General features: G+C 60.6%; 19 protein-coding genes. 2 read left to right on the forward strand and 17 right to left on the reverse strand.

What is annotated here, in order from left to right:
• Window positions 1-16: 16 nt before the first annotated feature.
• The 10 genes from SCL_RS09540 to rluD form a co-directional block, all read right to left on the reverse strand.
• Complete coding sequence (locus tag SCL_RS09540; RefSeq protein WP_148665069.1) at window positions 17-1,651, reverse strand: diguanylate cyclase; 1,635 nt, start codon at window positions 1,649-1,651, stop codon at window positions 17-19.
• Window positions 1,652-1,883: 232 nt separating this feature from the next.
• Window positions 1,884-2,726, reverse strand: coding sequence for an alpha/beta hydrolase (locus SCL_RS09545; protein WP_096360999.1), 843 nt, complete (start codon window positions 2,724-2,726; stop codon window positions 1,884-1,886).
• Window positions 2,726-4,645 (reverse strand): Lnb N-terminal periplasmic domain-containing protein, encoded by a 1,920-nt coding sequence (locus SCL_RS09550; protein ID WP_096361000.1) that lies wholly within the window; start codon window positions 4,643-4,645, stop codon window positions 2,726-2,728. Before SCL_RS09550 ends, SCL_RS09545 begins: the two co-directional genes overlap by 1 nt.
• Before the next feature lie 80 nt (window positions 4,646-4,725).
• Window positions 4,726-5,211, reverse strand: coding sequence for a DUF3015 domain-containing protein (locus tag SCL_RS09555; protein WP_096361001.1), 486 nt, complete (start codon window positions 5,209-5,211; stop codon window positions 4,726-4,728).
• Window positions 5,212-5,457: 246 nt separating this feature from the next.
• A complete protein-coding gene (locus SCL_RS09560) occupies window positions 5,458-7,185 on the reverse strand; it encodes an Lnb N-terminal periplasmic domain-containing protein (RefSeq protein WP_096361002.1) in 1,728 nt (575 codons plus the stop codon).
• A 76-nt stretch (window positions 7,186-7,261) separates the two neighbouring features.
• Entirely contained in the window at window positions 7,262-7,504 is a 243-nt protein-coding gene (locus tag SCL_RS09565; RefSeq protein WP_096361003.1) for a hypothetical protein, read from the reverse strand.
• Window positions 7,505-7,879, reverse strand: coding sequence for a PEGA domain-containing protein (locus tag SCL_RS09570; protein ID WP_096361004.1), 375 nt, complete (start codon window positions 7,877-7,879; stop codon window positions 7,505-7,507).
• Window positions 7,880-8,230: 351 nt separating this feature from the next.
• Window positions 8,231-9,013: a ZIP family metal transporter gene (locus tag SCL_RS09575; protein WP_096361005.1), complete on the reverse strand. Its 783-nt coding sequence runs from the start codon at window positions 9,011-9,013 to the stop codon at window positions 8,231-8,233.
• A gap of 38 nt (window positions 9,014-9,051) precedes the next feature.
• Window positions 9,052-9,816, reverse strand: coding sequence for a peptidoglycan editing factor PgeF (gene pgeF, locus SCL_RS09580; protein ID WP_096361006.1), 765 nt, complete (start codon window positions 9,814-9,816; stop codon window positions 9,052-9,054).
• A gap of 223 nt (window positions 9,817-10,039) precedes the next feature.
• Window positions 10,040-11,002, reverse strand: coding sequence for a 23S rRNA pseudouridine(1911/1915/1917) synthase RluD (gene rluD / locus SCL_RS09585; RefSeq protein WP_096361007.1), 963 nt, complete (start codon window positions 11,000-11,002; stop codon window positions 10,040-10,042).
• Between the two features lie 78 nt (window positions 11,003-11,080).
• Between rluD and SCL_RS09590 the strand changes: the two genes are divergently transcribed.
• Entirely contained in the window at window positions 11,081-11,851 is a 771-nt protein-coding gene (locus SCL_RS09590; RefSeq protein ID WP_096361008.1) for an outer membrane protein assembly factor BamD, read from the forward strand.
• A gap of 7 nt (window positions 11,852-11,858) precedes the next feature.
• Here SCL_RS09590 and SCL_RS09595 read toward each other — a convergent pair whose 3' ends face one another.
• The 7 genes from SCL_RS09595 to SCL_RS09625 all read right to left on the reverse strand — a co-directional run bounded on the left by SCL_RS09595 (window position 11,859) and on the right by SCL_RS09625 (window position 20,338).
• Entirely contained in the window at window positions 11,859-12,197 is a 339-nt protein-coding gene (locus tag SCL_RS09595) for a P-II family nitrogen regulator (protein WP_096361009.1), read from the reverse strand.
• 163 nt (window positions 12,198-12,360) lie between these two features.
• Window positions 12,361-14,025, reverse strand: coding sequence for an NAD+ synthase (locus SCL_RS09600; RefSeq protein WP_096361010.1), 1,665 nt, complete (start codon window positions 14,023-14,025; stop codon window positions 12,361-12,363).
• Window position 14,026: 1 nt separating this feature from the next.
• Window positions 14,027-14,899 (reverse strand): succinate--CoA ligase subunit alpha, encoded by an 873-nt coding sequence (gene sucD, locus SCL_RS09605; RefSeq protein WP_096361011.1) that lies wholly within the window; start codon window positions 14,897-14,899, stop codon window positions 14,027-14,029.
• Window positions 14,896-16,059 (reverse strand): ADP-forming succinate--CoA ligase subunit beta, encoded by a 1,164-nt coding sequence (gene sucC / locus SCL_RS09610; protein ID WP_096361012.1) that lies wholly within the window; start codon window positions 16,057-16,059, stop codon window positions 14,896-14,898. Before sucC ends, sucD begins: the two co-directional genes overlap by 4 nt.
• An 88-nt stretch (window positions 16,060-16,147) precedes the next feature.
• On the reverse strand, window positions 16,148-18,097 hold the full coding sequence (locus SCL_RS09615; RefSeq protein WP_096361013.1) for an ABC transporter permease: 1,950 nt from the start codon (window positions 18,095-18,097) through the stop codon (window positions 16,148-16,150).
• 10 nt (window positions 18,098-18,107) lie between these two features.
• Entirely contained in the window at window positions 18,108-19,079 is a 972-nt protein-coding gene (locus tag SCL_RS09620; protein ID WP_197702589.1) for an efflux RND transporter periplasmic adaptor subunit, read from the reverse strand.
• A complete protein-coding gene (locus SCL_RS09625; protein WP_172426012.1) occupies window positions 19,076-20,338 on the reverse strand; it encodes a TolC family protein in 1,263 nt (420 codons plus the stop codon). The genes SCL_RS09620 and SCL_RS09625 overlap by 4 nt, the downstream gene beginning before the upstream one ends.
• Window positions 20,339-20,590: 252 nt before the next feature.
• On the opposite strand from SCL_RS09625, the gene SCL_RS09630 reads away from it, so the two are divergent.
• Window positions 20,591-21,292 carry a TetR/AcrR family transcriptional regulator gene (locus tag SCL_RS09630; RefSeq protein ID WP_096361016.1) on the forward strand — a complete coding sequence of 234 codons (702 nt, stop codon included), beginning with the start codon at window positions 20,591-20,593 and terminating at the stop codon, window positions 21,290-21,292.
• Window positions 21,293-21,296 lie beyond the last annotated feature (4 nt).

Raw genomic sequence — 21,296 nt, forward strand, 5'->3', positions numbered from 1 at the left:
GAACGGATGACGCCGGTTAATCCGGCGTACCGTCGGCAACCACGCAGTTGCGGCCGATTTTTTTGGCGCGATACAGCGCGCGATCGGCCATGGCAATCAGCTCCTCCGGCTTCTGCTGCTCCATGGGAACGAGACTGGCCACGCCGATGCTGACGGTCACATTACTGCCAACCTTTGACGCCGGATGCGCGAAGCCCATGTTCTCGATCGCCGCGCGCAGGCGCTCGGCAAGCATGGCGGCGTTCCTGGCATCCGTCTCGGGCAGAATCGCGGCGAATTCCTCCCCGCCGTAACGCGCGACGACATCGCCGGCCCGGTGCAGGCCGCCGGCCAGGGTGTGCGCGATCCGGCGCAGGCATTCGTCGCCCGTCAGATGGCCGAGCGCGTCATTCAGGGCCTTGAAATAATCCACGTCGATCATGAGCAGCGCCAGCGGCTTGCGCGCGCGGCGTTCGCGACGCCATTCCAGATCCAGATGCTCCTGAAAGTAGCGGTGGTTGGCGATACCGGTGAGATCGTCCTGCGTGGACATGCGTTCGAGCCGCCGGTTGGCGCGCTCCAGATCGTGCGAGGCACCGAGCAACCGTTCTTGCGACAGATTCAGAATACGATTGAGACGCAGGATGTAAAACGCGATGGCGCTGAGCGCCACAACCAGCACCACCATGCCGGCAATCCAGTGCCAATACTGGCGCAGAATGTCCGCAGTCGACATCCTGCCGTAATCCTCGTAGGGGCCGACATGCAACTCGCGATAAAGCTCGTGCACGGGGGTGTAATCCAGCGGCACGGTCCAGCCGGCGGACTTGCTCGCTTGCGCCGCCGGGTGTCCGGGCGGCAGGCTCAGCAGCGCGATCGCCACTTGCTGCGCCAGCTCATCGGATGTCTGACGCGCCTTCGAGAACGGCCACTCGGGATAGAGCCGGGTGCTGAGCGCGAACGGGAAACCCTCTGCGTGTTGCGGGTTGAGGATGCGGAACTGGTCAAGCCGGATTTTCCCGTCCGCCGCCATGCGTTCCAGCATGTCGGTGCGCACCATGCCGGCGTCCACCTTGCCGTCACGTACCGCGTACACGATCGGGTCCTGCGGCAGGCCGATGAATTTGATCTCGGTAAAATCCCTGAACGGATCAATGCCGTGATCCTTGAACTCGCGCCACGCCATGAGAAAACCGCCAAAGGCGTTCTTGTCCACCGCCATGAACGATCGCCCCCGCAGGTCCTCCAGGTGCTTGACGGACGGATGGTCGGCGCGCGTGAAAATCACCGACCCGAACACGGTATACGGCTGTCCCTGACGCAGATTGCGCAGCGTCAGCATGCGCGTCACGCCGTACCGCGCCTCAAGCTCGACATAGGACCCGGGGTTGGTCAGGACGAACTCCACCTCGCCCTGTGCGACCGCGGGGCCGATGGTGTGATTGTCGAGCGGAACAATAAGGAAACGGCGACCGGGAATCCGTTGCGTCAGGTAATCCGCCGTCGGTGACCAGAGATTCAGACTCTCCTGACTGTGCGCCAGCACACCGATGCGCACCGTATCGTCGAGGGCGGTGGCAACAGCGGGCGCCAGCAAGGCAAACAGCGCCACCAGCATGGATGCAGCAAGCCGGAAGATGGTCCGCACGGCGGTAAGGGCGCCGCTCCCCATGCCGAAAAACACTGTATACAGCCCTGGCGTGGATTCGGAGTATTGGGATGCCGATGCTTCAGATGAGCATATCCCGTGCCAAAACAAGCCAGCCCGGACTGTCGGTTTGACCCATGTCAATTTCCCCGGGAAACAGCGTTTGTTTGCCGCCTTGGCGGCCTGACGAAGGCTCAATACGAACCCCGCGGGGACCCGAGACGAACGCGATCCGGGGAGTGATAGCGCTTTAGATTTATCCTGACGATGGATTTGACAGTGCTTTTGTCAGGTATTCGACAAAACGATCACGATAACTCTGGCGTTGAAACGCCTGGATGTGGCCGCCACCCGGCACGATCCACAGCTGTTTCGGTTCACGCGCAAGTTCGAACAGGCGTTGCCCGTGATGCACCGGCACGATCGGGTCCTGGTCGCCGTGAATGATCAGCAGCGGGATCGGGCTGATGGCCGCCACGGCGCGTGACGGGCTGTAGTCATCGGCTATCGTCCATGAAAGCGGATACTGGAACGGCCAGGTCAGCCAGAAGTCACCGAGCTTCTCGCGCGTGATGCTTCGGTATCCGGAAAACGCGCTCTCCACCACCAGCGCGCGAATGTGCCGGCGGTACGGCGAGTGCGCGACGTTGTAAATGGAAATGGCGCCACCGAGACTCTGGCCGAACATCACGAGGCGGTTGGCGTCTACGTCCGGGCGCGCGATCAACATCTTCAGCGCACTCTCCACGTCATCCTGCACGCCGGCCAGCGTGGGCTTGCCCGCGGAGGCGCCGTAGCCGCGGTAGTCCAGCAGGAACACGTTGAAGCCCCGCTCCGGCAACCAGCGCACCGACATGATGTGGGTGCTGACGTTCTCGGCATTGCCGTGCAGAAACAGAATGGTCCCGAGCGCCCTGCCCGTCGCGGGCAGGAACCAGCCGTGCAGGCGCGTGCCGTCGCCGGCGTTGAAATAAACGTCTTCGTACTTCAGCCCCAGCCGCTCGGGTGTCTGGACGTGCTCGCGATAGGGATAGAAAAAAACATTGCTGCAGCCGGCAAGGCCGAGCGAGAACAGGACAAGGATCAGCCAGCGCCGCATCAGAAATAAAGATACAGCGATAGCTGCCCGCTGTTCCAGTAGTCGCGGAATTCCTGCTTGCGGGACAGGTTGAGACGCAGCGCGCTCTGCCGACCCAGCGCGTAGCGCTGCTCCAGCACCAGTTCACGCGCCCAGTGATCGTCCCCGAGGCCGTAACGCAAGGAGCGCGCCTGCAAATGGACACCCCAGCGTCCGGTGACGTCGGCCAGCAGGCCGATGGCGGGGCCGGCGCCCAGGGTGTAATTGCTCTCGAAACGCTGACTGGCGTCCAGCGCCACTTCGAGGAAACCATAGTAAACCGCGTTATTGCCGAACAGTTTGGGCGCGGCATAGGCCAGCCCGGGCCCTCCGTGGAGCCGGAATACCAGCGGTTCCGCGCCGTCCGCAAGACGCTTGCGCGTCCAGCCGACATTGATCTTCCATGACACCGGACTGAAGAAATCGTTGCGCGGCGACAGCGAGAAAATATCCAGCGGCTTGAAATCCTCCAGGCGCAGGCCGTCATCGTCCTGGTAGTGGCGGAAGCGCATGTCGAAAAACTGTATCTGCGCACCACGGGTGTAACCGGCGTCCTGATCCAGCAGGTCGTGATAGGTCGGGCGCAGGTGAATCTCCCCGAAACGGCGGCCATCCCGGCTTCCCGCCCCGATGCCGATGCGCGAGGTCTTGTGCCCCTCGTCCGGCCGGACCGCGGGGACTGGTATCTCCGGTTTCTGCGGCGGCACCGGCAGCCGGCTGCGGGCCAGCAGCAGTTCACGCATGTGCGCCGCGGCGTCGGGGGCCTTGTTGCGCCCGGTGGCCGATTCATAGGCGGCGTATTCATAGCCGAGTTCCAGCGCTTCGGCTTGGTCCACGGCCGGCAGTGCGCGCACGCGACTGTCGTTCGCGTCAATTTTCTGCTTGCCCAAATCCCGCGCGAGCTCGCGCTCGGTTGCCGGCAGGTGCTTCAGCCGTTCCTGCATGATGGTGACGCTGGCGGGACGATAGACCACGCGCTTGAGCAGCCCCGGCTGGTCTGCCACGGCGCGCACGGTGTCGGAGGGAATCGCCCACCAGCGGAAACGGTCGGTCAGCGGCAGGCCAGGGCGCGCCACCTCCAGCAGCGACAGCAGATGATAGGCGCAATTTTCGTCGAAAAAATAATAATCGAACCGGGTCGGGCCCAGCTCCCACGCGTGCATCACCAGACGGTCGATTTCCTCCTGCGTGAGCGTCAATTGATATTCCCATACATCACGATTTTCAATGTCGCTGTATTCCCGCACCTTGAGATAATACGGCGTAATCGCAAAAACCCCAGGATAACCTCCGAACAATCCCTTGACCGCAAAAATCAGGCCACTGGTCTCAGCCGTACCGGCGGCATAACTGATGGAATAGGCGAGCAATCGTGTTTTTTCATCCTGATCCCTGGCGTCGATGCGCAGCAGCGTGTGACCGTACATCGAGGCTGGGTTGTTCAGGTAGGCGGCGGGAAACACCAGCGTGATTTCATGCGGGTCGAGGCTGGCGCGCCATTGGTAAAAACGCTTGCAGGGTTGCGGCGGCAGGCGCGCCGGATCGAAGCGCAACTCCTGCTTCAGCCACTGGTAACGCGCGATGAACCGGCACTGGGGATTCTGCGTCTTGTCGGTCTCCTCGGCGGTGGAGAAAAACGCGGCGAGCGTCGCCTCCAACTCGGCGGCGGCGTCGTTCCTGCCATCGGGTGCATTAAAAAACCCGGGATCGTCGGCAAGACTGCGGCTGCCGAACCAGTAGGCATAAGGCTTGTAGTGCAGCAGGTTCAGCCACTCGGCGCGCTGCGACAGGTTTTCCTGCCGGGCCCGTTGAATCAGCTCTTCGAGATAGGCATTGCCGGTCGCGAAAACCGCACACGGAAACCACAACAGAATGAGCAATAAAATCCGGCGCCCGGGCATGGGGTAACAATCATGGCAGATATGAAAACGGCACCCAGCTTACAACAGCTGGGTGCCGCCGTGATACGACAGCTTGGCGATTAGATCGACAGGGAATACTGAGCGAGTTCGCTGTCCGACGCCAACACCTGCTTCAGCGAGGCCAACACCTGATCCGTGGTGGCGTTGTCGGAAGAGAAGATCTTCGCAAAATTTTCCTTGGTGGCCTGGAAGAACGCCGGCTTGTGCTGATCCTGAACGCCGATCAGCTTGGCCAGGGATTCCAGCGACTCACCGCTGCCGGTAGACATGTCGCGCGCCAGCTTTTCCTTGTTGCCGTCGATGAACATGGCGGTCTTCCAGTCGGACTTTACCACACCGTCCTGTTTGCAGCCCGAGGTGCCGGAAGTGACGCCAAAGGTATTAATGAACGTACCATTGGTGGTCATTGCGAGAACTTGCGGTGCAATGCCCTTTTGTCCATCAAAAAGTTTAGAGCCCACACCACAATTCCCATCGGCACCCGCCATTGCGCCAACCGGGAACATGCCTACTAAAGCGACAACCATGAGCTTCTTGTTCAACATTAAGTATCCTCCTGATATTAAAGGGGTACAGCCGCCTGATTACGCTTACATCCAATTCACTTATATGCTCGGTTAATTAAAGAGTCAAGGGTAATGCGGGGGTTTTCAGCATGGTTCATGACGCCCTAACCAAAACTCATCTTCCAGCCATGAGCGGAATCCCGATCAGTCCGCCGAACCAGCATGATCAACCGATAGTCGGTGAATAACGGCAGCCACGAAGATAGCGTGGCGACTCATTGGAGACTAGATTGGCAGGTTTAACGAGGCCATCGTTTTGCTGTTACCAGTTGGCGCATGGATATATCGGATGTTAAAGAAGCCTTTATCTAGTGGTGAGCTTAGAAATATTTCGTGCTGTCGATAATGCTGCTGATGGAATTGTTTGTCTGAGATCTGGAGACCGAGTTTAATGCTAGCCGGGAAATAACCCATCAAAATGATGTTCGGCTTCAGATAGAAATCTACTCCGTGACTCTCTTGTAATCCCGCAGATACTGAAACGTCAAAAGTAACATCGCGATTACCAAAATTATGGCCTAATCCTAATTCCAGTTCAGCACGCATTTCATCTCTAACATTAGCGCGGTTAAAACCAAAGTAGAAGCTCCACGACAACGGTTGCCATAAGAGTGGATGGTTCGGTATAGAGCGAATTTTTAAAAGATCAAGTTGCTCAAGACGAAAACCTTTGCTGTATGCCAATAATTGCACATCAAACAAAGCAAGCTCTGTTTCTTGGTTCACTGCACTCTGTGGCACGTATATATCGCGTAGCATGGGACGGTATCCAAACAAAACTCCGGTTCGTGTCGTGCTTCTAAATACGCCAAAAAGCACCCGGTCTGATTCGGAATTCTCCAATGGATCAATAAAGAAGGGCTTGAACGAGGACGGTGAGTACTGCAAGGATTGGACTTGGTCATAGTTTGCGTAAATGATTTTATGTCTGCGAAATGAGTACTGATAGTGAAGTGCAAGCACTTCTTTCACATGGTCAGGCATGGTGTCAGAGGGAATTGAGCGTTGAGCAATAACATCTTTTACAGTCCGTAACTCATCAGTAGTTAATTTCTTCAACAAATTATCAACACGCAGCAATGAGGGGCTCAACGACGACCGTTCCGTTAAGCGATCAGCATAGAGTTTCACCACGTCGATAGGCAGCACAAAACTCGCACTCTCTAGTGTACGAGTTTCGTCGGGTAATCCAATAGCTAGTAGTTCAGAAATTTGGAATGCACAGTTTTCTTTTATAAAGTAATAATGGAAACGAGCTTTGCGTAGTTCGTACAAATGCAGGACAATCCGTGAAATCTCCTCGGGTGAGAAATCAAGCCGATAAATATACATCGCGCGCTGTTCATGCACGGTATACTCATTCAGCTTGCGAAAAAACGGGCCGCGAATATAATATCCAGCGTATTTTCCACTCACACCGCTGTACACGTAGCGAAAGAATCCATCAGGCTCGGTTTGCGCGGAAAAATGAACAGCCTCAGCTAACGGAATTGGTATGTCATGGTTATTGAATACCAATAAAATGTGACCGAATGCTGATGCAGGAGCGTCAACAAGCTCTGAAACGAAAACGATATTCAGAGTTTCTTTCTGAAAGCTATGAAGAAACTTCTGGAGATTTTCGCATTTTTTCAAATCAAAATTTGGTAGGTCAGAAACCTGTTTACGCAGCCAAGCATAACGAGCAGGAAAATTGCAGGCGACGTCATTGCCCTGAGAGCTTTTGAGTAATCGGATAGTTTCTTTTTGCTCGCCTAGAGCATCTTGCTGTCCATTGATTGATACAAAAAACTCTTCTGAGATCACTCGGCTACGAGTGCCATCAAAGTGCAGTAGTTTTTCCCAATAACTCCTCTCTTTATGAAGTTGATCACCAAACGAAGCTGTACTTACAAGTAACGTTAGTACCAGTACCACGAGGGCGCTTGTCGGTAAATGAATATGCAATGTCATGCCGCGATTAATGAGCGGAGATTATGACGCCTAGAAAGAAAAACCCCGCCGGTGCGGCGGGGTTCCATTCCGTGGCCTATGGTGCTTGATGGCTGCTGATCTTCTTCAAAAACTCCACCGGGTCAGCTGTACTGGCGATCAATTCTAACGTCATTTCGCTGGCCGTTATGAGCGGAATACCTAGGTCTTGCGACACCAATTCATACAGTGCCGCCATCAGTATCTTGTCATGCGTGTTACGTATAGTGAAATAATAGGTAAGCACGAAAGCACGAAGATCATCTGCAACTTGCCGGTCAAGCAAGCCGTAGTTAGCCATTCATGTACCGGCTTCTTCCTTCTTTAGTTGAAAATGGAATGTGTTCGGCACGTACTCGTAAGCAGCACCAGTGACGAAATCGGTCGTGCTTAAATCCCAAAAAATGTTAAGAAGAGCGACGCCATCATATTTCTTATCCAACGGCATCGTTTGAACCTTATAGCCGTCCTTCTTGATCGTTATGACGCTCGCAGAGTTCTTCTTGACCTTGGTGCTTAATGGGGTAACACCAATGGAAATGCCATCGATACTGACCAGGGCTCCGTCTGGTTCACTATTGATAGTAAGCACTTGATCTGTCCCCTTGATAATAGAAGCGCAGCCAGTAGAAAGAGCAGCAACAGACAGAAAAACAACCACAGATCGTAATCTCATTATTGATTCTCCTAGCGTTGTTATAAAAATCCATCCACCCACGTCGACACGCTTTGCAGATTTAAATTCTGCTGTGCGTTATCAAACATACGTTTAATGGAGTGCACCTTCACAGAAAACCATTTTTAATAACCAGCTTCCCAAGGAAGCTAAAATAGCATATTCCGAATATGCCAAAATGCATAGATAGCTGAGAGGTGGGGTGGAAGACAGATCAAATTAGTCAAAATCAATATTTTCTTTATAAGCCAATGGCTTGAGAATACCAGTGTCGCCAACATAATTGGCGCCGTTTGATGCAAGCGCCATCAGGCCCGAGACAATGCCACCTGATTACGTCCTCAGAGATGGTCAATGTAGGGTGGAATGAGCCAGGAAAATCACCACCACGCCGAGCGCGATCAGCGCGATCTGCTGCACCGTGGCGCTGAACTCGGGGCGCTTGTGCAGGCCGGGAATCAGGTCAGCGACCGCGATGTAGATGAAACTCGACGCGGCCACGGCCAGCACGTACGGCACCAGCTGCTCGGCGAGTGACAGTGAGAAATAGGCGACAACGCCGCCGACGATCGTGGTCAGTCCGGTCAGGGCGTTGTACGCCAGGGCCCGCGCGCGGCTGAAGCCGCTGTGCAGCAGGATTGCGAAGTCGCCGAGCTCCTGCGGGATTTCATGGGCGATCACGGCGATGCTGGTGATGATGCCGAGATGTATATCCGTCAGGAACGCGGCCGCGATCAGCACCCCGTCCACCATATTATGGATGCCGTCACCGATCAGGATCAGGTTCCCGGTCGCGGCGTGACGCGCCCGGTCCACATCCGGCACATGCGCCTCACAGTCATGCGTATGGCAGTGACGCCAGATCACCATCTTCTCGAGCAGGAAGAAAACCAGAATGCCGCACAGTACCGTGAGCGCGACCCGATGCACGTCCACCCCCGGCGTCTCGAAGGCATGCGGCAGGAGCGCGAGGAAGGACGCCCCGAGCAACGCGCCGATGGCGAAACTCACCATCGGCGACAGCAGGCGCGTGCGCGTCGCCTCCGGCACCAGCAGGAACGCGGCGGCCGCGAACACGCTCAGCACGCCGCCGAGGGCGGTGAATAAGATAATCCAGAGAATCAGGGAATCCATCTTCGGCACTCGCCCGGCGCGAAAGCGGGCATCATAACCTAACGCGCGTGTTTATCCAGCCAGATGAGCGAGGCCATGCGCCCGCAGGTGCCATCGCGCCGGTGGGAATAAAACAGGTTGCGTTCGCGCAGGGTGCAGCGCAGACCGCCATGGATCTCGTGCACGCCCTGTGAGCGCAGACGCCGGCGCGCGATGTCGTAAAGATCGGCCAGCCAGTGTCCCGGACGATTCGGCACGGGCGTGAACGACCCGGCCATCTCCTTGTCCTGGCCGACGAATGCCTGGCGCACGTCGTCACCAACCTCGTAAGCCGAGGGTCCGATAGCCGGCCCGAGCCAGGCCATGAGATTGGCCGGGGGAACCTGGATTTTGCGCAAACCCTCTTCGATGACGCCGGCCGCCAATCCGCGCCAACCGGCATGCAGCACGCCAATGCGCGTACTGCGCCGGTCACACAGGAAGACCGGCAGGCAATCCGCGGTCAGCACCGCGCACACCACGCCACCGGTGCCGGTCACACAACCGTCCGCCTCCTCGCCAGGCCCGGCGTCGAACGCGTCGATTACACGGCTGCTGTGTACCTGCGTGAGCCACCACGGCTCGGCCGGCAGCTTCAGCACTTCGCGCAGCAATGTGCGATTGCGCTTGACGCTGCCGGGCTCATCGCCCACGAGATTGCTGAGATTGAACGAGGCATACGGCCCGACGCTGAAACCGCCGTTGCGCGTGGTCGTCAACGCCTTCACGTGCACCGGCGCCGGCCAGTCGGGATATACGAATTCGAGAGTATTGATTGGCACCATCTTTGGTTTTTCTGGCCCGCTGGCGGGAGATATTACATTATTGTGTGCTTTTCGCGCACGGTTTGTTGAGCGGGCTTCGCCCACTCAACAATCACCCCTCTCCCTGACCATCTCCCGCAAGGGGAGAGGGAATTAAAAGTCAAAAGCCGCCTAAGATGGCTTTTGATCATTCACTACCTGGATTCCCGCTTTCGCGGGAATGACAACACCCTCTGAGATGAAATTAACTCTCATGGACCTTGGCATCCAATGCCAGGGCCTCCATCAACTTGCTCATGTCCTCCGGCACCGACGTGGCCCACTGCACGCGCTTTCCCGTTTTGGGATGAATCAGGGACAGCTTGAGCGCATGCAGGGCCTGGCGCCGGAAGTTACGCAATACGATTTTCAGTTTCTCACCCGCGCCGGTGGGAATTTTGAGCCGGCCGCCGTACACCGGGTCGCCCACCACCGGGTAATGCAGGTGCGCCATGTGCACGCGGATCTGGTGCGTGCGGCCGGATTCGAGGTTGACCTGCACCAGCGTGTGGGCGCGGTATTTTTTCATCACGCGGTAATGGCTCACCGCGGGCTTGCCCCGGTTGCTCACCGCCATGCGCGTGCGCTGGGTGCGATGGCGGCCGATCGGGGCCTCGATGGTCCCGCCCGCGACCATGACGCCGTTGACGATGGTGAGGTATTCGCGCTCGACGCTGTGTTCCTGCAGTTGTTCGATCAGGTTCTGGCGCGCATGCTCGGTCTTCGCGACCACGAGCAGCCCCGAGGTATCCTTGTCGAGCCGGTGTACGATCCCCGCGCGCGGGAGTTGCGCGAGTTTCGGCATGCGCGCGACCAGGGCGTTCAGCAGGGTGCCTTCCGGGTTGCCCGCGCCCGGATGCACCACCAGGCCAGGTGGTTTGTTGATGACGAGCAACTCGCTGTCTTCGTGCACGATCTCCAGCGGCAGTGCCTGCGCCTTCCAGCCCGATTCCACCGGCGGCGGCACCCTGATCTCTACCGCATCACCCTCCTTGACCTTGTCGCGCTTGCGCGGAACCCGGCCGTTGAGGGTGATACGCCCGTCTTCGATCCATTGTTGCAGCTGCGAGCGCGTGATGTCCGCGAACAGCGCCGCCAGCGCCTGGTCGAGCCGTTGTCCGGCCAGCTCGGGCGGGATGCTTGCCGACAGTGTGGATTCCTGGTTCATGCCTGCGTCCGGTCTTTCCGGCGAAGTGAAATCGGGTTAAGCTGGCGCGACTTTATACGTTGTGCCGGGGTAAATCGAATGCGTCGTCTCACCGGGCCGCTGTCCGGCCTTTTCTTCCTGTTGCTGATTGCCGGATGCGCCGGCATCACCGAGGATCCGACCAAGAACTGGTCGCCGGAGAAATTCTACACCGAGGCCAAGGAGAAGGTGGCCGAAGGTGATTACGAAACCGGCATCAAGTACTTCGAAACCCTGGAGGCGCGCTATCCCTACGGGCGCTACGCCGAACAGGCCCAGCTGGAAATCGCCTACGCCAACTACAAGTACGAGGAACCGGCGCTCGCCATCGCCGCGGCCGACCGTTTCATCCGCCTGCATCCGACGCACCCGAACGTGGACTACGCCTATTACCTCAAGGGCCTGGTGAACTTTCAGGGCGAGAAGGGATTCATCAACTGGTTGTTCGGCTCCAAGGACGATCTCTCCGACCGTGACCCCAAGGGCGCGCTCGAGGCCTACAACGCCTTCAACGAGGTCGTGCAGCGCTTCCCCAACAGCCGTTATGCCGAGGACTCGCGGAGCCGCATGGCCTATCTGTTCGAGTCGCAGGCAAAGTACGAAACCATGGTGGCGCGTTTCTATTATGAACGCTCGGCCTATGTCGCGGCCGTCAACCGCGCCAAATATGCGCTGGAGAATTATCCGCGCACGCCGTCGACGGAAGATGCGCTCGGGATCATGGCCTTGTCCTACAAGGCCATGGGTGTGGACGATCTGCTGAAGGACACCCTGCGTATACTGCGCCGGAATTTTCCGCAGAGCCGTTATATCGCCGAGGCCGGCGCCTGACGACGGACTAGATCGCCTCCGGCCCCTGCTCGCCGGTGCGGATACGGATCACCTGCTCCACGGTCGTGACGAATATCTTGCCGTCGCCGATCTTGCCGGTGCGCGCCGCGCCGGTGATGGCCTCAATGCAGCGGTCCAGCATCTTGTCGTCCACCACCAGTTCGATCTTCACCTTGGGCAGGAAATCCACCACGTACTCCGCGCCGCGGTAAAGCTCCGTGTGCCCCTTCTGCCGGCCGAAACCCTTCACCTCGGTGACGGTCAGGCCGCTGACGCCGGCCTCGGACAGGGCCTCGCGCACGTCGTCGAGCTTGAAGGGTTTGATGATGGCCTCGATTTTTTTCATTGTCGGAAACCTCGAATCAGATTTTTCATATCATTGATCTATGACAAAACAGAATTAAACCGCCAAGACGCCAAGAACGCCAAGTTTTTTATCTTGAATAAATAGCTTTTCCCGGCGTCCTTGGCGTCTTGGCGGTTCAAAATCATATTATCCATTAGAAACCCTATATACCACCTGCCGGTCCGTTGCCACCGGGCTTGTCCGGGCCGCGGCCGTAGCCCGAAGTGACGGGATAGCGCCGGTCGCGCCCGAAGGCGCGCGGGGTGATGCGCACCCCGGGCGCCGCCTGGCGGCGCTTGTATTCGTTGCGGTCCACCATGCGCAGCACGCGGCGCACCGTGGCCTCCTCGAAACCGGCGGCAATGATGTCCCCGGCCGACTGGTCCAGCTCGACATAGCGTTCCAGGATGGGATCGAGCACGTCATAGGGCGGCAGTGAATCGGTATCCTTCTGATCCGGCGCCAGTTCCGCCGACGGGGGGCGTTCGAACACGCGGCGGGGAATGACCGGTTTGATCTTGTTTCGGTATTCCGCCAGGCGGTACACCAGCGTCTTGGGCACGTCCTTGATGGCGGCGAAGCCGCCGGCCATGTCGCCGTAGAGCGTGGCATAGCCCACCGACATCTCGCTCTTGTTGCCGGTGGTCAGCACCATGCGGCCGGTCTTGTTCGAGATCGCCATGAGCAAGGTGCCGCGGACGCGCGCCTGGATGTTTTCCTCGGTGCTGTCCGGCTTGCGACCCTGGAATTCCTCCTTGAGTGCGCCGAGGAAGACTTCGAACATCGGTTCGATCGGGATGGTGCTGTGCTTCACGCCCAGCGCCTCGGCCTGCGAGCGCGCATCCTCCAGACTCATCGCGGCGGTGTAGCGCGATGGCATCAGCACCGCCTCGACGCGCGACGCGCCGATGGCATCCGCCGCGATGCACAGGGTAAGCGCCGAATCGACGCCGCCGGAAAGACCGATGACCGCGCCGGCAAAACCGTTCTTGCCGATGTAATCGCGCACGCCCAGCACCAGCGCCGAGTACACGCTCTGCTCCTCGGGAAGATCAGGCGCAATCGCCGCCGGCACCGGCGTCATCCGGGCGCCGGCCTTGATCTCCACCAGATGAAGCCCTTCCTCGAAGGCCGGGGCGCGCTGGGTCATCTCGCCGCGCGCGTTAACTACGAAGGAATCGCCGTCGAATACCAGCTCGTCCTGCCCGCCGACCAGGTTCAGATAGACGATGGGCACGCGGTTGTCGCGCGCGCGCCGGGCGACAACCTCGAACCGCTCTCTCCCCTTGTTCCTGTGAAATGGCGAGGCATTGAGATTGAGCATGAGTTTCGCGCCCGCCTTCACCGCCTGTTCCACCGGCCCGCGCTCCCACACGTCCTCGCAGATGGTGAGGCCGATCGCCTGGCCCTTGATATCGAGCACACAGGGTTCATCGCCCTCGGCGAAGTAACGCTTCTCGTCGAACACGCCGTAGTTGGGAAGAATGTGCTTGAAATATGTCGTAATCACCTTGCCGCCGCGCAGCAGTGAGGCGGCATTGAACAGCTTGCCGTACTGCCGCTTGGGGTAACCGACGATCACGTCGATACCGGAAATGCCCCGCAGCATCTCGCCCAGCGCCAATTCCACGCGCACGCTGAGGTCGGGACGCAACAGCAGGTCCTCGGGCGGGTAGCCGGTGAGCGCGAGTTCGGGAAAGAGAATGACATCGGCCCTGAGTTCGTCGCGGGCGCGCGTCGCGGCGGCGATCATCTTCGCGACATTGCCGGCGACGTCACCCACCAGCAGATTGAGCTGACCGAGCGCGATGCGCAGCCGCGCCGCCATGTCAGGCCAGCACTTCGCGCATGCGCGCGCCAATGTCCGCGGGCGAGCGCACGGTGTGCGCGCCGGCGGCCTCGAGCGCGCGGTATTTTTCCTCGGCCGTGCCCTTGCCCCCGGCGATCACGGCGCCGGCATGGCCCATGCGCTTGCCCTTGGGCGCGGTCACGCCGGCGATGTAGGCCACCACCGGCTTGGTCACGTGATTCTTTATATAAGCCGCGGCGTCTTCCTCCGCCTGCCCGCCGATCTCGCCCACCATGACGATGCCGCGGGTGGCGGGATCGGCCTCGAACAGGCGCAGGCAGTCCACGAAATTCAGCCCCTGGATCGGGTCGCCGCCGATACCGACGCAGGTGCTCTGCCCCAGTTCTTCCAGCGTGGTCTGGTACACGGCCTCGTAGGTCAGCGTGCCGGAACGCGAAATGATGCCGATGCTCCCGGGCTTGTGAATGAAACCCGGCATGATGCCGATCTTGCACTCGCCCGGCGTGATGATGCCGGGGCAGTTCGGACCGATGAGCGCCACGCCAGGATACTGGTGCAGCGCCACCTTGACCTTGCGCATGTCTCGCACCGGGATGCCCTCGGTGATGCAGGCAATGACCTTGATGCCGGCCGCGGCCGCTTCCAGGATGGAATCGGCGGCGAACGGCGCCGGCACGTAGATCATGGTCGCGCTCGCGCCGGTTTCCTGCACTGCCTCGCGCACGGTGTTGAACACCGGCAATCCGAGATGCGTCTGCCCACCCTTGCCCGGCGTCACCCCACCGACCATTTTGGTGCCGTAGGCGATCGCCTGTTCGGAATGGAACGTGCCCTGCTTGCCGGTGAAGCCCTGGCAGATCACCTTCGTGCTCTTGTTAACCAGTATGCTCATTTCTTCGCCGCCGCGACCGCCTGTTTGGCGGCAGTGGTCAGGCTGTCCGCCGTGATGATTTTCAGGCCACTGTGCTTCAGCAACTCGCGGCCTTTTTCGACATTGGTGCCTTCCAGCCGCACCACCACCGGGATTTTGATGCCGACCTCCTGCACCGCCTTGATGATGCCCTCGGCGATCAGGTCGCAGCGCACGATGCCGCCGAAGATGTTTACCAGGATCGCCTTCACGTTCTTGTCCGACAGAATCAGCTTGAAGGCCTCGGCCACCTTGTCGGCCGTGGTGCCGCCGCCGACGTCGAGAAAGTTCGCCGGCATGCCGCCGTGCAGCTTGATCAGGTCCATGGTTGCCATGGCCAGTCCGGCGCCGTTCACCATGCAACCGATGTTGCCCTCGAGCGCGATGTAGCTGAGGCCGAATTCGTGCGCGCGGTGCTCCTTGGAATCGTCCTGCGAGGGGTCGCGCATTTCCTCCAGCGCCTTCTGGCGGTAGAGCGCATTGTCGTCCACCTGGATTTTCGCATCGAGCGCGATCAGTTCGCCGCCGGCGCTGATCGCCAGCGGATTGATCTCGACCAGATTCAGATCGCGCGCGCAGTACAGGTGATACAGGCTCAGCATCAGGCGCGACAGCGCGGCGACCTGCTTGTCATTCAGGCCCAGCGTGAACCCGATTTCACGGCATTGATAGCCTTGCAAACCGGCCACGGGATCGACGATGGCCTTGAGGATTTTGTCCGGGTGTTTGGCGGCAATTTCCTCGATGTCCATGCCGCCGGCGCCGGAGGCGATGAACACGATGCGCTCCAGCGCGCGATCCAGCAGACAGGCCAGATACAACTCACGGCTCACTGCGCTCGGTTGCTCGATCAGCAGGCGCTGCACCGGTTGGCCGGCGGAACCGGTCTGATGCGTCACCAGTTTCGTGCCGAGCAGGCTGCCGGCTGCCTGTTCCAGTGCCGCGCGGCCGGTGACCTTCTTTATTCCTCCGGCCTTGCCACGGCCACCGCCGTGGATCTGCGCCTTCACCACCCAGCTGTCGCCGCCCAGTTCATCGGCGGCTTTCAGCGCCTCGGCCACGGAAAAGGCGGGCCGGCCCGGCGGGATCGGCACGCCGTATTCGGCGAGCAGGGCCTTGGCCTGGTATTCATGGAGATTCATGGGCTGCGCCTGTTCGTTATGATTATTAAATAAGCTGAAACCACCAGGGACGATGATGTGCAATTTAGCACATCACGCGCAGGCTGGACTATTCGTAACGCAGCGCGTCGATGGGATTGAGGCCGGCCGCCTTGCGCGCGGGATAAATGCCGAAGACCACGCCGATACCGGCGGAGAACAGGAACGCCAGCAGCACGGCGTCCACCGAGACCGACGCCGACCAGCCGGCGAACGCCGACATCATCACGGTCATGATCCAGCCGATGGCGATGCCGGCGAGTCCGCCGATCAGGCTTACCACCAGGGTTTCCGCCAGGAACTGCGAAAGGATGTCGCGCCGGCGCGCGCCCACGGCCTTGCGCAGGCCGATCTCGCGCGTGCGCTCGGTCACCGATACCAGCATGATGTTCATGATGCCGATGCCGCCCACCAGCAGCGAAATGCCGGCGATGGCGGCGAGCAGGAACGACATGGTGCGGCTGCTTTCCGACAGCGCCGCCTGGATGTCGGCGAGGTTACGGATCTCGAAGGCGTTCTCGCGCTGCGACGGCGGGACCTTGCGGCGTGTCAGCATGAGCTCGGTCACCGCTTCGCTGACGGCTTCGAGATCCTCGGGGCGTTCCGCCTCGATGTCGATGTAATCCACGTAGCTCTTGCCGAGCAACCGGTACATGGCCGTGTTCACGGGCAGCACGATGATGTCGTCCTGGTCGCGCCAGCCGGTCGCGCCCTTCTCGGGCAGCACGCCGATGACCTGGAAATTGATCTTGTTGAGCTTGATGTATTCGCCCACCGGATTCTGGCCGCCGAACAGCTCGCGCACGATCGTGAGCCCGACAAGCGCCACGCGTGCGCGTTTCTGGTTTTCCGCCTCCGTGAAGAAACGCCCGATGCCGGGTTGTGCCGCGCGCATGCGCGCGTATTCGGGTCCGGTGCCGAGCACCTGGGTGTTCCAGTTCTTGTTGCCGAAGCTGACGCGCGCGCGGCCCGATACCGCGGGCGAAATGTCCTTCACGCCCGCGACGTTTTCCCGGATCGAGACCACGTCTTCGACGGTGAGGCGCGTCGTGGCGCCGGCCTCCTGCGCCACCCCGCCGATACGCAACGCCCCCTGACGCAGCACCAGCAGGTTCGATCCCAGCGAAGACAGGCTGCTTTGAATGGCCGTCTGCGCACCCTTGCCGAGCGCCAGCATCGCCACCACCGCCGCCACACCGATCAGGATGCCCAGCATCGACAACGCGGTGCGCACCTTGTTGGCCGCGAGCGCGCGCAAGCCCTGATGCAAATGTTCGCCGATTTCCCTGAAGCGCCAGCGATCCGGTGTCGCGACCACGGCGGCGTCCGGTTCGGCGCGTTGCGACGTCGTTTCCGTCCGTTCATCGGACTGGATGACACCGTCGCGCATGCGGATGCGCCGGCGCGCCTCGCGCGCCACCTCCTCTTCGTGCGTGACCATCACGATGGTAATACCCTGCCGGTTGAGCTCACGCAGAATCGTCATGATCTCGTGCTGACTGGCGCTGTCGAGGTTGCCGGTCGGCTCGTCCGCCAGAATGATGCCCGGCTCGTTGACAAGGGCGCGCGCGATGGCGACACGCTGCTGCTGACCGCCGGACAGCTCGTTCGGCTTGTGGTGTACGCGGTCCCCGAGCCCGACCTGGGCCAGCAGTTTTTCGGCGCGCGTCACATCGAGTTCATGCCGCGAGTACAGCAGGGGCATGGCCACGTTTTCTCTCGCACTGACGCGCGGCAGGAGATTGAACTGCTGGAACACGAAACCGATGGCCTCGCGGCGCAGTACGGCCAGTTCGTCTTCCGGGAGATGCGCCGTCTCCCTGCCCAGCAGGCGGTAGGAACCCGAGTCGGGCACGTCGAGCAGGCCGATCACGTGCATGAGCGTGGACTTGCCTGAACCGGAGGGCCCGGTGATGGCCACGAATTCGCCGGGCTCGATCCTGAGCGACACGCCATGCAGCGCCCGCACGCGGGCGTCTCCCATGCGGTAGGTTTTGTGGATGTCGCGGAGTTCGATCATCCAGTGGTGTTTATCGCTTCCTGCCAAACGGCATCAGCGGACTCGATGCCGTATCCCCGCGTCCTCCCACCTGCATCTGCGGAGCCAGCAGTTTCTCGTTCTCCGTTACGCCTTCCAGCACTTCGGTTTGCTTGCCGTCGCTCAGGCCGGTTTTGATGCGTTTTTCCACCGGCGCGCCATTGGGCTTTGCGGGCGCGAGCAGGACATAGGAATCTCCGTTGCGCGACTTTACCGCGGCATTCGGCGCCAGCAGTACGTTGCGGCGCGTATCCATTATGAAACTCACGTTGGCGGTCATGCCGCTGCGCATGAAGGGCGGTACCGTCTCCGGCAGAACGTCGATCTCGTAGGTCGTGACATTGTTCACGGTCTTGGCGTCATAGGCGATCTGGTCCACGCGTCCCGGGAAGGGCTGCTCCGGATAGGCGTCGAGCACAATTTGCGCCGACTGGCGCAGACGGATCTGCGCGATGTCGGTCTCATCCACCTGCGCCTTGACGGTCAGGCGGTCAGACATGACGAACACGGCGTCGTTGCCGGTGAAGGTCTGGCCGGGTTCGACGCTGCGCGCAATTACTGTCCCGTTGATCGGCGCCAGCACCGGCGTGGCGCGATACAGCTCTTCCCAGCGCTTGAGCTCTTCCGGCCCGCGGGCGCGGGCGGCATCGATCAGCGCCGCGCGCTCGGTCGAGCTCATCCACGCCATGATCTGGCCCTTGGCCACATTCTGGCCTTCCTGCACCAGCACCTGCTCGGCGCGGCCCGCAATCGGCGGCTTTATTTCAAGACGGTTCCTGGGCTGCACCACGCCGGTGCTGAGTATGGTCAGCTCGAGATCGCCGCGACTCACACTGATCTCGCGATAGGCAGGCTGGGTCTCGCCACCGGCACGCCAGTAAAAATATGCGCCGGCGCCGAGCGCCATGACAATCGCCGCTGCCAATATCCATCGATACCGGCGTCCAGTTTCGGTCGTGCTCACGGAATCACTCCTTTGCCCTGCGCCTGCTCCCAGGCCGCTTCGGCCGTGACGCGGTCACGCTGGCTCTGCAGAACGGTTTTTTGTCGTTGAATCAGGTCGTTCTCGATGCGATCCCAGTCTTCGAATGACATAAGACCATTGTTGTAGCGCGAGCGCGCAATCTCCGCGCGCAGGACGGCGGCGTCGAGGAACGCCCGGTCCACCTTGAGCTTCTCCTCGGATTCAACATAGCTGGCATACGCCTGCTTGAGCCGCACCAGCAGCTGACGTTCCAGATTGTCCCGGTTCGACGAGGCGGCTTCGAGCGATGCCGCCGCGCTTTTCGTCGTGTAGTAATCCCGGCCGCCGCTGAAAAGCGGAAGCGTGAGATTGAGCCCCACCGTGCGTCGGTCGCCGTCCGGCATCCAGTTCTCGCCCTCGCGCGCCACCGAGCCGGAGACATCGACGCTGGGGTAGAACCCGGAACGCGCCAGCGTGACACCCGCCACCGCCGAGCGCTCCTGCGCCCGCGCCTGCAACAGCTCGGGGATGCGCTGCACCAGTTGCGGGAAGTCCGGCGCCGGCTCCGGCAGGCTCACCGGCACGCCGCCGAGGACCTGCAGTCCCGCCGGTTCGCCGCGGCCCAGCACCCGCGCCAGTTGCGCCTGCGCCGAGGCCAGCGTCTGACGCGCCTGCAGGTTTTCATAACGCGCCTGGGCCAGCGTGGCCTGCGTCAGCAGCAGCGATCCCTTGTTCTCGCGCCCGCCTTCGAAGCGCAGTTCCACCAGCCGCAGGTTTTCCGCCAGCCGCTGCACGATCTTGTCGGTGAGCGTGACGTTGTCCTGCGCGAACTGCAATCCGGCGAACGCCGATTTCAATTCCTGGCTCAGTCGCGCCCGGGTCGAGGCGAGACTGGCCTCGGCCTGGGCGAGAGCCGCCGCGCCCTGTTCGATGCGGGCGCTGTCCTGAAAACCGGAGAACAGATTCTGGCTGAGTGAAAGCGAAGTGCTGTAACTGGTGCCGGCGGCGGTGGCGCTGCCCGAACTGTCGCTGTAGCCCGCGCCCGCCGAGAGCTGGGGCAGGTTGCCGCTGTGGGCGGCGCTGGCCGAATGCCCGGCGGCGGTCACGCCGGCGCGCGCGGCGCGCAATTCCGGGTTGGCGGCGGCCGTCTCCTCGACGCTGGCCTCCCACACCAGCGCGCCGGGCGCGGCGGCGGCCCAGAGCGATGGCATCAGCCCCCACAGCAGGGCCGGCAGCATGGATTTGAATGCAGTGTTCATGCGGGTAGTGGCTGGCGGATCCTTGCGCGGGCCTGGCGATCGCCGGCAAACGAGGGCTGCCATTGTGGCGGAAAGCCCTGACCTGTCCAAACGCGACGCATCGTATTGTCGTTGACCTGATTTGCAGCTAATATTTCCTGACTGACCGATCGGTCAGTATGATTAGTGGGGCGGCATAATGCAACCTGACAAGCTCGATGGCCGCGCCAACAATCCGGAATCATTCCTGAACCCGGCGCGCACCCGAAGAAAATGACCTCCACCACGACCTCGGCGGCGACCCGCGCGGGCAGCGATACGATCGCCCGTATCCTGGTGGCGGCTGAAGCCCAATTCGCCGATCACGGCTTCGATGCCGCCTCCATGAGCGCCATCGCCGAACGCGCGGGGGTCAGCAAGGCCAACGTGTTTCATCACTTCAGTTCCAAGCACGCGTTGTACCAGGCGGTGCTACGCCACGCCATCCGCGAGGTCACCCGGCAACTCCAGCAAATGGGCAGCCATTCCGGGGCGGTGGCCATCGATCTGGCGCAATTCGCCCGCGGCCATTTGTCCAGCATCCTGGAACACGACCGGTTCGCGCGCCTGATGCTGCACGAGATCCTGTCGGACATGCCGCCGGAGCGACTCAAGATTGCGCAGCAGGTCTTCGGCGAGGCTTTCTCCGGGCTGGTGACCATCCTGCGGCGCGGACAGGAACACGGCGAGCTGCGCGCCGACATGGACCCGGCCATGGTGGCCATGCTGCTGGTGGGCGCCGATGTTTTTTTCTTCCAGGCCAACAAGGTATTCCGCCATTTCCCCGAGGTAAGCTTCGCGGACGACCCGGGGCGTTACAGCGGCATGGCGGTGGACATCCTGCTGCGCGGCATTCTCGCTCCCGGTGCCGACGGAGCAACGACGCGCGCCGGCAAATCCAATGCGCCATCCCCTGCTCAACATCACAAGGAATAACACC

This window comes from Sulfuricaulis limicola (genome assembly GCF_002355735.1).
GTDB classification, from domain to species: domain Bacteria; phylum Pseudomonadota; class Gammaproteobacteria; order Acidiferrobacterales; family Sulfurifustaceae; genus Sulfuricaulis; species Sulfuricaulis limicola.